General features: G+C 29.6%; 7 protein-coding genes and 3 pseudogenes. 1 reads left to right on the plus strand and 9 read right to left on the minus strand.

Going from position 1 to position 12,178, the window contains the following annotated elements:
- The first annotated feature begins 5 nt into the window (after nt 1-5).
- A complete protein-coding gene (locus IQ05_RS06565; RefSeq protein ID WP_144891242.1) occupies nt 6-1,316 on the plus strand; it encodes an HlyD family secretion protein in 1,311 nt (436 codons plus the stop codon).
- Here IQ05_RS06565 and IQ05_RS06570 read toward each other — a convergent pair.
- The 9 genes and pseudogenes from IQ05_RS06570 to IQ05_RS06610 form a co-directional block, all read right to left on the minus strand.
- A pseudogene (locus IQ05_RS06570) lies at nt 1,306-1,763 on the minus strand (tRNA (adenine-N(6)-)-methyltransferase); the annotation flags it as partial. The gene IQ05_RS06565 and the pseudogene IQ05_RS06570 overlap by 11 nt on opposite strands.
- Nucleotides 1,756-4,413: a carboxypeptidase-like regulatory domain-containing protein gene (locus IQ05_RS06575; RefSeq protein ID WP_144891244.1), complete on the minus strand. Its 2,658-nt coding sequence runs from the start codon at nt 4,411-4,413 to the stop codon at nt 1,756-1,758. The pseudogene IQ05_RS06570 and the gene IQ05_RS06575, both read right to left, overlap by 8 nt.
- A 288-nt stretch (nt 4,414-4,701) precedes the next feature.
- Nucleotides 4,702-4,824: pseudogene (locus tag IQ05_RS06580) on the minus strand (GLPGLI family protein); the annotation flags it as partial.
- 467 nt (nt 4,825-5,291) lie between these two features.
- Nucleotides 5,292-6,059, minus strand: a complete 768-nt coding sequence (locus IQ05_RS06585; protein WP_144891248.1) for a GLPGLI family protein — start codon at nt 6,057-6,059, stop codon at nt 5,292-5,294.
- 353 nt (nt 6,060-6,412) lie between these two features.
- A pseudogene (locus IQ05_RS06590) lies at nt 6,413-6,730 on the minus strand (tRNA1(Val) (adenine(37)-N6)-methyltransferase); the annotation flags it as partial.
- Between the two features lie 38 nt (nt 6,731-6,768).
- Nucleotides 6,769-9,441, minus strand: a complete 2,673-nt coding sequence (locus tag IQ05_RS06595; RefSeq protein WP_244289538.1) for a carboxypeptidase-like regulatory domain-containing protein — start codon at nt 9,439-9,441, stop codon at nt 6,769-6,771.
- A complete protein-coding gene (locus IQ05_RS06600) occupies nt 9,428-10,150 on the minus strand; it encodes a GLPGLI family protein (protein ID WP_144891250.1) in 723 nt (240 codons plus the stop codon). Before IQ05_RS06600 ends, IQ05_RS06595 begins: the two co-directional genes overlap by 14 nt.
- 61 nt (nt 10,151-10,211) lie before the next feature.
- Nucleotides 10,212-10,601, minus strand: coding sequence for a hypothetical protein (locus IQ05_RS06605; protein ID WP_144891252.1), 390 nt, complete (start codon nt 10,599-10,601; stop codon nt 10,212-10,214).
- An 882-nt stretch (nt 10,602-11,483) separates the two neighbouring features.
- Nucleotides 11,484-12,140 carry a hypothetical protein gene (locus tag IQ05_RS06610; protein ID WP_144891254.1) on the minus strand — a complete coding sequence of 219 codons (657 nt, stop codon included), beginning with the start codon at nt 12,138-12,140 and terminating at the stop codon, nt 11,484-11,486.
- Nucleotides 12,141-12,178: the final 38 nt, after the last annotated feature.

Genomic DNA, 12,178 nt, shown 5'->3' on the forward strand with positions numbered 1-12,178 from the left:
CAGCTATGGAAGAAAATAGTACTACTTTCGAACTAAGAAGTGAAGAAGTTCAAGATATTCTTACTCGTGTTCCGCACTGGATGATTCTCTGGGGGACCGTTTTAATTTTTGCTATCATTGTGATGCTCTTTTTTGTGTCTTGGTTTTTGAAATATCCAGATATCGTTAGTACAGAGGTGGTAATTACCACTAATATTCCCCCTGAGAAGATAGTGGCTAAAACTACGGGAAGAATCGAGGCTATTTTAGTAAGAGATAAAGAAGTAACTACAGGGAACACAACACTTGCTATAATTGAGAATAATGCCAATTATAAAGATGTATTTGTTTTGAAGAACTATATGGAACATTTTGATTTAAACGGAACTACAAAATTTCCTTTTCATTTACTTGATAATGCACAATTAGGAGATGTAGAAAACGCGTATGCTATTTTTCAAAAAGAGTATATTGCCGAGGAGTTAAATTCGCAATTGCAACCTTTCCAATTGGAAAATAATTCGCAACGTTCCGAGAATGCTCAGTTAAAAGAACGTTTACGCTTATTAGAACAACAAAAAACAATTAATGAAAGTGAATTGCAACTTCAAAAAAATGATGTCAATCGTTTTGAAATTTTATACAATAAGGGAGTTGTTTCTGCGCAGGATTTTGAAAATAAAAAATTAGGATATCTTCAGGCTGACAAGAATTATAGAAGTTTATTGTCTTCAATTTCTCAATTAAAATCATCCTTGATTGATAACACAAGGTCAAGTCAAAGCTCACAAATAAATGGAACAAGAGAAAATGTAAACTTAGATCGTAATGTTACCCAGGCTTTTTACCAATTAAAAAAAGCAATAAAAGATTGGGAATTGATTTATACATTAAAATCCTCTGTTGAAGGAACTGTTTCTTTTTTGCAAGTTTGGAGCAAAAATCAAACTATTGTTTCAGGAGACAATGTTTTTTCCATTATACCAACCGTAAAAGAAGGTTACGTTGGTAAAGTGAAAGCTCCTGTATTGAATTCCGGTAAAATAAAAGTGGGACAAAAAGTAAATATTCGCTTGTTTAATTTTCCAGATAGGGAATTTGGTGTTTTGAGTGGCAAAGTAAGTAATATTTCTTTGGTGCCAGACAAAGATGGTAATTTACTAATAGATGTGTCTTTGTCAAAAGGATTAGAGTCTTCTTATAAAAAGCAAATCCCCTTTCAGCAAGAGATGAAGGGGTCTGCAGATATCGTGACCGAAGATTTAAGATTAATAGAACGTTTGTTGTATCAATTTAGAGATGTGTTTAATGTACAAAGTCAAACCACTACATCTTAAAATAAAATTCCCTAGTTAGATCAATGTATTTTGGAGTGTAAACGTGTCTTGCGGTTTCGATAATTAATTCTTCAATTGGAAAATGTATTGTTTCTTTTCGGCTAAAAGCAAATAATGTACGTTTGATTTCCGTGGTTGGTGTTCCTTTGACGCGAGTGATTTTTAAGGGATATAATTCTTATTCATTGGCTATAGCCAAAAGTTTTCTTCTTCTTTGTAAGGAATGATTACGGAGAACATTCCGTTTTCAGAAAGCAATAAATCTGCGGCTTCGATTAATTCTTCAAAAGGCATTGCATCAGCAAAACGGGCGATATCACGTTGGTCATTTTCTGTTCTGTAATCTTCTGTATAAAAGGGAGGGTTGGATACAATTACATCGTATTGCTGCGCCAGTTCGCTATCGCTCGGTTCGTCTTCCGTTGCTTCAATAAGTTCATCAAAACCTGTAGTCAATCTTTAATAGTACATATCGAGATAACAAACGATATTCAGTAGAAGATACAGAGATATCACTCACATAGTATTCGGTGAATTTTTTAGTATTGAAAAGATTTTTGCCAGAGAGAACAAACGATAATTTATTATCTTTAACAGTGTACTTTGATTCTAAATCTAAAAAGTAATATCGGTTGTTGTTTTTATTTAGGTTGCCAAAAAAGTACCTTTCACTTTGAATATCGACATTGAATTTTTTAGAAAAATTAAAATTCAAATCTAAAAAACTCATATTGTTTGTATTTGTATTTACAATCGATGTCTCCACTTCGCTTGTTGTCCATTTACTACCGATATGATAGTTGAAAATCCCTTTAAAACCTGATCTCAGTTCAAAGCCATAATTGTAATTGTTTGCGATTACTTCCCTTAAGTTGGTGCTATTCACAATGTTTTTATAATTGGATTTCGAATAACTCGAAGTCAGTTTTAGATTGGAACTAATATATTTAATGAAATAATCAGCATTAGTACTCAAACTAAACATATCACGGTTATTGATAATGATTTTTTCTGTTTGCGAATAATTAGGAGCTAAAGTAGTGTTAGTGGAATAAAAATCATGGTCTTTGTTATAAACCGCCGAGAAATTTGCAAAAAACTTATTGCCCCAATTGCCTATGCCATAATTAAAAAAGAATGTGCTCGCGTTAAGCTGGTTTAAGCTAGAAACTCCTTTATCAAAGTTGCGATAACTTGTAAGTACATAATTAGAATAGATATCAAGAATTTTAGCATTGGTCGTGTTATAAGAATAAGAGGTAACTACTTTGTTATTTTTGTTGATTTCCCAGTTTATGCCAATTTTTGGATTCACAAAAAAAGGTTGTTGCTTTTGCTCCACATTAAAAGAAGAAAAATGATTAATAAGTTGATGCGCATCTATTTGAGCAACAAGGCCATACTTCCCTTTTTTGTATAAATATTTCGATTTAAAATAAAAATCGCTACTGTTGTATTGTACTTGGTTCTGGTAATCTTGCGAAGCTAATGAGCTTGTATTGTTGGTTTCAAAAAACAAGGATGTATTTACAATATCATGACGGAATTTAAAACCCGCTTGTATTTCAAGTAAATTATCGTTCTTTTTTCGGTCTAATAAATGACCATCGATGGCGGCAAATTGCATTTTGTTTTCACTCATTTGCGACAAAGCTTCAGTATTGCTTTGCTTAGGAAATAAATTAGGAAACAAAAACGAATTAATATTATATTGTTGTGGTGATTTCTCATTGATATATCGTCCAGATATAATAAACACTTTTTTGTCGGATATTTTATTGGTAAAAACCAATTTTTGATCAATCAATTGGTTGTCTTCCTTAAGTTTTTCAATGGTAGGATCATTGTTGAATACCAAACTAGACTGACTATCATGTCGACCATTGTTGTACTTACTAGTAAATTCCAACATTTTGGTTTTGGACACATCATAAGTCAAATCTATTTTCCCAAAACCAATCACCTTTTTTTTCTTCAAAGCATAATCTTCGGTATTGGTAAAAGAGGTATTGTTGATTTTGTATGATTGGAATCCATTTCTAAAAAAATCATTTTCATCCCAATTGAAAAAGCCTAAGGTTTTCATTTTAACTTTTGGAGATAACGTAAATATCGTATTAAGCGATGTCATTTCGGCATTATTAAAATTGGTGATTTCTTTTTTCAAAGATGGACTTGCACTATTTAAACTTAGCAAACTATTTGACTGTTCATCATCACCCAAAGTACCTATGTCATCCATTCGAAACGGTCGAATGAGTTGGTCAATATCACCAGTTCCATCAATTCCTGTATTGTTGAGGTTCCCAATGAGGTAGTATTTAGCTTTTTTACCAAAAGACATTAAGTTGGTTCTTAGCTCATATCTATTTTCACTTACCACGCCATAACCCATACTCATGTTGCCAAACCACTGTAATTTTAAATCTTTTTTAAGTTTTAAATTGATCGCTACTTTGTCGCTGTTTTCAATTCCTTTGAGTAATCTATTGTTAGAGTATTTTTGGTAAATTTCTACTTTATCGATTGTGTTTGCATTCAAGTTTTTCGTCAGTAATTTGTAGCCCCGTTCAAAGAAATCGTCACCTTCTACCATTACTTTTTCAATTTCTTTATTTCCTATTTTAATCGTGCCATCGTCACCTACATTCACACCAGGTAAATTTCTTAGTAGATCTTCAACTACAGTTTCATTACCTTTTAAAAATGTTTTCACATTAATCGTAATTGTATCTTTTTTGATAGTTACGGGTCTTTCCGACTGTACAATTACTTCTTTGAGGACTAGTTGCTCGTTACTTAACACTGCGTTTTGTACAGATGCTTTATTGGGCTCTATTTCTACTGAAAAAGTAGCCGTTTTGTAGGACATGGCACTAAAACTAAGCTCAAAGGTTCCTGTTTTTTTTGTTGTCAGACTGTAATTCCCGTCTTTATCAGAAGTGGTATAAGCAGCAATTGCATTGCTCCCGGTTGGCTTTATATATACATTCACAAACGGAATGGGATTTTTTGCAATGTCATGTATGTGACCTGTCAGAGTCGATTGTGCTTGTATGGTAAAACTTAGTAAAAGGAGAAAGAGAAATTTGTTCATTTTCGTATCGTCGTATTAGAATGTAATACGTTATTTTTATTTTATGTCATCGAAACTTTTTTCAATAAAATCATTTTCATCAACTCCTTTTGTTTCAGTTTTTGTACTAGTTATTTTTACATCTCTAGGTGAAGAAGTTCTTAATTTCATTGAAATATCTTCTTCTGTTTTTTTTACATAGCAATAGTCTTGTCTTTAGCATTGATAGGTGTAGTGTATTTTTTAACAATAAATTTATCTTGATTTATTTAGTGTTACATTTTTAGTAAAAAACATAAATGTTTTTGTTTAGCTTGGGCTTCCAATTATTATACAAGGCAATCCGTTTAATTTCCATGGACCAAAACTTACTGGAATTTCATTGGTAAACCATACCGTATGAACTCTATCACGAAATTTCCCCATGGCTTTTTGACATAGAAACTAACTTATCTTTTTTGTTTCTTCACTTACTTCCCAATCAATAATTCTCGTTTTATCTTTTACATAGAGCGTGTCATTCATATTTCATAATCCTACATAAAGATAAAAATTTTCAATAATTAAACCTTCTTTTAAATTGGTAAGCATCCCTAATGCATCTGGGATTGTAGAATCTAGTTGAAACTTAAATCGACTTCATTCTTTTTATCATTGGACTTAACAGCAACCCTTTTTATAGTTTTCTTAAATAAATTTTCAGTTTGAAAAATTGAAAGGGGTTGATTTGTAATAACCTCCATTATTTACATTACATGAATATACAATTTCACTTGTCGAATTTTGACTAAGTAGATAAAAGGGTAATAACAGAAAAGTGAGTAATAATTTCATAGTTTTTTAACGTCAGTTCTTGTATTATTTGTACGAAATGTTCTAATTTTTTAAATCTTTACATCTTAATCTAATTCAATTCCTTTTTTTAAAATAGGCGTAGATACATTTATTTTCAAACGCTCTCCTTTAGAAACTTTACTTTCCAAAATTTTAGCTCTCTCTTCCATTTTAGCTTTTTGCTTGATCAATTGTGCACTAGTAATTATTTTGGCTTCTTCCCTTGATATTAAATTGTATTTAGGATCTATACCATTTACTTCACTTTGAAAAGGGATTTCTATTTTTTTAACAGAAAAAATCACTTCATTTTTGGAATCCGAAAGTTCAATAATTAATCCAGGTAGTCCTTTAAATTTCCATGGACCCAACGGAATTGGAATAGAAATAGCGTACCATGCAGTGTATGAGCGTCCTCTAAAGTCGCAAGTCGCTTTGAAACAAACTAAATTACCTATTTTTTTTTCTTCGTTTACTAGCTCCCATTCTTGTTTTGTTTCATTTTCAAAAATAACTTCATTACCACCTACAGCATACAAGACCGCTTTTTTTAAATCATTAAAAATAGCATAATTAGTAGTGTCTGATTTTTTGATATTAATAGAGGTGTTATTATCGCTCACTTTGTTTTCAGTAACTCTATCTCCAATATCTTTACTATTAGTATTAAATCTCGAAAAAGAGTCATTAAACAATAATGAAGCAGTATAGTTATCATATGAAGTTCCTGAATAAATCATCATTTCATAGTCTATTTTTCCAGCAGAAATAAAGTTTTGAGAGAAACTATTTATACCACAAAAAAGTAAAAAAAGAATTTTGTTTATTTTCATAACTATTTTTTAAGTTAGCCCTAACTGTAAAGTTAGGGCTTTTATATTATTTAACCTTGTGCCATCTCTACAAGACTAGCACGTAGTTTTTTGCCAGCAGCAACAGCTCCTGCACATGAAGCTGTAACTGAGCCTGAAACAGTAGTTGACACTTCTCCGCCCACTACACCAGGTATACCACCACTTACAGTAACAGTAACTGACATTGTAATAGTTACGGTACAAGCTTCATCAAGTGATTGATTGTTTACGTCTTCTATGATTTCATCGGTATAATTTTTAAAATCATTGATGGAATTAAAATTGTAAACTGTTTTTGCATCGGCAGTTTGAATAGATATAGTTGCTTTTTCTGTTCTGTAATCTTCGGTATAAAATGGTGGGTTGGAAACAATTATATCGTATTCGTCTTCGGGTTCTTCAACAAATTCATCTAAACCGGCATGATAACAAAATAACCGATCGCTCCATGGCGAATTTTCAAAATTATCGGTTGCTTGTTCATAGGCATCCTCGTCAATTTCTAAAGCATCAATTTGTTCAGCGTTGATTCTTTGTGCAAGCATCAGGGCAATGATTCCAGTTCCGGCACCAATATCTAAAATACTAAAAGGATTATTACTTATAGGAGCCCAAGCACCAAGAAGAACCCCATCGGTGCCAATTTTTATAGCGCAATTGATAACTTAATTGAGGATTGTCATATACTTCAAAACCTATATTCCATTTTTAAAAGTCCGTATCTGGGTTGTAAGCGATATTCTGTTTTTGAAATACTGATATCATTTATATTGAAACTTCGAAAAGTTTTAGTGTTGAAAAGATTGTTCCCTGAAAGCGAGAATGTTAGTTTGTTTTCTTTTACAGTGTAGCGAGCTTCTAAATCCATAAAATAATATTTGTTATTATTTTTATCAAGATTTCCAAAAAAATAACGTTCTGATTGTATTTGAAAATTTAATTTATCATTCATTATGAAAAACAAATCTAAAAATGTTAAATTATTTATAAACGAATTTGTAAAAGAAGTTTTCACTTCACTATAATCCCATTTTGTTCCTAAGTGGTAATTAAAAATACCCCGAAATCCGGACCTTAATTCAACACCATAATTTAATGACTTTATATTTATCTCTCGAGGGTCTGAGTTATTAACAATATTCTTAAAGTTTGATTTTGAACCACCAAATGTTAATTTTAAATTTGATGACATTGACTTAAGGTATCTATCAATGTTTGATGAAAAGGTTAGTAGCTCTCTATTTTTGATAAGGATTTTTTCGGATTGTGCATAGTTTTGTTCTATAATAGTATTTGTACTAAAAAAATCGTAATCCTTAGCAAATACTATAGAACTATTTGCAAAAAATTTATCACCCCAATTACCATAAATGTAATTTAGTAAAACAGATGAGGTATTCAATTGATTAAAGTTGCCCGTTCCTTTTGAAAAAGAACGAAAACCAGTTTGAATATAGTTATTATACACATCTTGTATCGTGGCATTTGTTTTATTCAAGGAATATGAAGTTAGAACTTTATTTTTTGCATTTATCTCCCATTCTAATCCTAACTTTGGGTTAATAAAAAATGGCGTTTGTGTTTGAGAGTATATTAAAGATTTAAATTTATTGAATAGTTGATGAAAACTGGCTTGTGATAGCACGCTGATTTTTTTTAACTTAAAACGATATTTGGTGTTTAAATATAAATCATTAGTGTTGTAGTTTATATTATTCTGATATTCTAAAGGTTCTGAAACTATGTTATCGTCGTTTTTTAGCTGAAAATTTGATATTAAAATATCTGTTCTAAATTGATTTCCAAATTGAATTTCTAGTAAATCACCATTTTTTTTTCGGTCTAACAAATGAACATCAAAACCTGCAAACTGCATTTTGTTTTCGCTATTTTGCGCAATATTATTTGCATTTTGTAAAAATAAATCTTGATATAAAAACTGATTTACTGAATAATTTTGAGGAGTTTTCTCTGCGATATATCTTCCAATAAATAATAAAACTTGATTGTTTTTGTATTTATTAGTAAAAACTATTTTTTGGTCAAAGAGCTGGTTGTTACTTTTTAACTTTTCATTAAGCAAGTCACCATTAAAGTTTAAATTACTTCTATTTTTTTCGTTTGTTGAGTTAAACTTTCCTGAATATTCTAATGTTTTTGTTTTAGTGACATCATAAATTAAATCTATTTTTCCAAAACCTGTTATTTGTATTTTTCTGCCAATAAAATTTTCGGTATTTACAAATGAAGTATTTCCAACTGAATAAGATTGAAAACTATTTTTAAGAAAATAGTTTTCATCCGTATTTAAAAAACTTAAAGTCTTAAGTTTAGTTTTTGGAGAAATTGTAAAAATCGAGTTAAGTGAAAGCATTTCGGCATTATTAAAATTGACTCTGCTTTGTTTTAAATTCGGTAATTCGCTTTCTAAACTTATTATCGTATTTACATTTTGGTCATCTCCAATAGTTTCTATATCATCAAAGCGAAATGGTCTAATCAAATTATCAATGTCACCAGTTGCGTTATTACCAGTATTATTGAGATTAGTAATGAAATAATGTTTGTTTTTTTTACCAAAATTCATCAAATTACTTCGTATTTCATAGCGATTTTCAGAAGCGAGTCCATATCCTGATATGAAATTACCAAACCATTGTCTTTTAAAATTATCTTTTAGTTTTAGATTTAAAGCAACTTTGTCACTTTTTTCAATACCTTTTAATAATTTATTATTTGAATAATGCTGGTACAATTCTACCTTTTCAATTGTATTCACCGGCATATTTTTGGTAATCAATTTGTATCCTTTTTCAAAAAAATCATCACCATCAATCATAACTTTTTCTATTTCTTGATTACCTACTTTTATAGTTCCGTTTTGGTCTATAGATAATCCTGGAATTTTTTTAAGTAAATCCTCAACTACTTGCTCGTTTCCTTGTAAAAAAGATTTTGCATTAAAGACAATAGTGTCTTTTTTAATTGTAATTGGTTTTTCTTTTTTGATTATGATTTCCCGTAATTCAACTGGTTTAAAAGCTAAAAAAATATTTTTTTCGATTATTTTGGTTTCGGATGTAATTTCAATTTCTATAGTTTGCGTATCATAATTAAGTGTTGAAAATGTTAATGTAAATTTCCCCGTTTTGTTAGTTTTTAGTTCATAATATCCTTTTTCATTCGTATTGCTAAAAACTAGAATTTCTTTAGAATTTATATTTTTCAGTATTACACTTGAATTTAAAGCTATTTTGCTTTCAGAATTTCTTGAATAACCAAATATTGTAGTTTGGCAATATATACTGTTACTTGTGATAAAAAGTACTAGACAAAATAATATATTTTTACTCTCTTTCAATTTGCTGTTGGCTATTAACTTTTACTTTAATTGAAAATCCGCGTTCTTGTTTCGATTCCATTTTTTTAATTAATTCGTCTGTTTTTTCCTTTTGAATGAGTCTTACTCTATCATAAGGAATTGTATTATTTGGATTAATTGCAACTGAGCAATCAAATGGAATGCTGATTCTTTTTACTAAAAAGTGGACCTCATTCTCAGAATCATAAATTTCTAAAATCAATCCTGGTAAACCGCTGAATTTCCATGGTCCATAATCGTTCTTTATTTCAGGACAATACCATGCGGTATAATTTCTTCCTCTAAAAGTACAAGTTGCTTTATTGCATAATAAATTATTGATTGTTTTTGTATCATTTATTTTTATCCAATTAAAATCAGGTTTACTTTCTTCAACCCAGTCATGTTTTTTTGGAGAGAATATGCAAGTATAGTTATAAAGCTTTTTTTCTATGATGTTGGTAAATACTAAATGTGAAATAGTGTCAGCTACTGTTATATTTATGTTTCCCTCATCATCAGTTTTTTCGTCATCGTTCGCTAAATCAGAATATGTAAAAACTGATTTTTCAGTATTATATAATAGTACGGCATTATAATTTTTTAACAAAAAATTCATCTCGTATTCAATCTTGCTATTAAATTCAACTTTTTGCGAAAATAATAATGAACTATAAAAAAATATTAAAGTGAAATGTCTTGCTTTCATATTTGTATGTTTTAAATAATCCTACAAATTTTATTTGAAGGATTATTATTAAAATAAATGTTTACAGGGATGCCAGTAACTCTCTTTTTAATTTTTTAACTTGGGCGGCAATTTCTGAACAAGGCCCAGAAACAGTTACCTCAATATAATTGTTTGCAGTCCCAACGTGAACTGTAGCGCTACAAGTTAGTTCTTCAGCATTACTTAATGAGTTTAATACAGATTCCATTTTATCAAGTTCGGAATTGATATAAGTCTGCATTTCCAAACCTTGAGAAGTAAAGGTCTTATTAGTAGAAACTTTCTTGTTACCGTAAGAATATTGTATTTGAACTTCTTGTGGTAATTCTTTATTAATACTAGTTTCAAAAGATTTTAATGGCGAAACATTAGCAAATCCACTTAGTGAAATCATAACTGTAGCCACTAGGCCAAATAATAATTTTTTCATATTTTTGTTTTTTAATTATTTGCAGTCATACTTTATGTCGTCGAAAACATTTTTGAAGTATGGCTGTTTTTTTTGTGGTTGATTTTTTTATAAGAAATGTTACCAAACCAACTCTTTAAAAAGTAACATTAATTTTTGCTTGCAAGCGGTTTATTTAGACGGCTCTATTTTGTGTATAATTTTACAATCTAGAATCGAGAAAATCTTTTTGATTAACACGATAGTTTTAAAAACTAATGTGTTTTTTGGCACTTTTGTATTGATGCCTTTTGTTGTATGAAAATCTATTGATGACTTGTTTAAAAAGCTGATGTAAAGCAAAATTCAAACTTTTTGGTTTCTTATTATTTTTCAATTACCTATAGACTGATAAAAGATAGAATTTTTTGTCTGATCTATTAAATCTTATTGTTTCGCTACTACACGAGATTTTGGAAAAAGAATGCCTGAACTTGCGGTTAAAGACTGAATTTTAATACGTAAAACTAACTTTATATTGACAAATAAAACCCAAAGCTTGTATAACTGCTGTAAGCAGAAGATTTATTTTTTGGACATTTTAAGCAGTACATTTATTGATAAAGGCAGTTTTTAGAAATTCTAAAAACTGCCTTTTATTTTAATTCTTGTTTGTAAGGAAAAAATATATCCCTAGTATCATTGCTATAACCATCATTCTCGAAAATGAAGTCTTAATTTTTTCTACTCGAGATAACTTATTAGGTTCTGAGTAAATACTAAATACCGTAAATAGTATCATTGACACTAAAAATATAATAGAGATGTAAAGTTTGTATTCTCTATGAATGAAATGATGAACTAAACCATATAAAATAACTAATGACAATGCTATAAGATTATTATTTTTCATTTTCAAGTTTTTTAATTTTTACACGAATTGTAATCCTCCATAGCATCCGACTTGCAATTATGATTTGCTATCATTACTAAAACTGCCGCACCGAGTCCAGGTAATATACCTGCTCCAGCAGTAATTATTGCAGCAGTTGACCCAATTAATGCATCACGATTACACCTTCCGATGTCTGTATTGTATTCTGATGCACAACTTAACAGACGATTACTATTATTATTTAAAGTTTGTTTATCAATAAATTCGTTGATAACCGTATCCAATAGATTCTGCCTTTCGGTTATTGTTTTTTCATAAAAGATATTATTATTCTTTTTAAATAAATTTTGGTAATGTACTTTTTGTTTTAGTAAACTCAAAATATATTTTTCGTTTGAAATACTCGAAATTAAAAAAAGGTTGAGTATTTCTGTTTCTGTCTTACAATTTTGTAATTGAACCATTATATTATTATCAAACTTTAAATTCTTGTTTAGTTTTAAACCTTTCTCGATTTCATTGTTTAGATTAGCATCAATTGTTACAAACTCCAAAATATTTTTAGTCAAATCAGGACTGTTAAAGTTTTCTGCAGCTTTTGGCTCATCAATGGCTTCTTTTTCACAGGAGATAAATAATATTGAAAACAATAACATTCCAAATGTGATTTTTAATAAATTTTGCATAATATTTTTTTTCTTCCCATTTATTTTAATTCGGACTA

Source organism: Flavobacterium tiangeerense (assembly GCF_007830355.1).
Classification (GTDB): Bacteria; Bacteroidota; Bacteroidia; order Flavobacteriales; family Flavobacteriaceae; genus Flavobacterium; species Flavobacterium tiangeerense.

Coding starts and splice junctions, on each gene's coding strand:
- IQ05_RS06565 (WP_144891242.1), top strand. CDS start 6: ATGGAAGAAAATAGTACTACTTTCGAACTAAGAAGTGAAGAAGTTCAA.
- IQ05_RS06575 (WP_144891244.1), bottom strand. CDS start 4,413: ATGAACAAATTTCTCTTTCTCCTTTTACTAAGTTTTACCATACAAGCA.
- IQ05_RS06585 (WP_144891248.1), bottom strand. CDS start 6,059: ATGAAAATAAACAAAATTCTTTTTTTACTTTTTTGTGGTATAAATAGT.
- IQ05_RS06600 (WP_144891250.1), bottom strand. CDS start 10,150: ATGAAAGCAAGACATTTCACTTTAATATTTTTTTATAGTTCATTATTA.
- IQ05_RS06605 (WP_144891252.1), bottom strand. CDS start 10,601: ATGAAAAAATTATTATTTGGCCTAGTGGCTACAGTTATGATTTCACTA.
- IQ05_RS06610 (WP_144891254.1), bottom strand. CDS start 12,140: ATGCAAAATTTATTAAAAATCACATTTGGAATGTTATTGTTTTCAATA.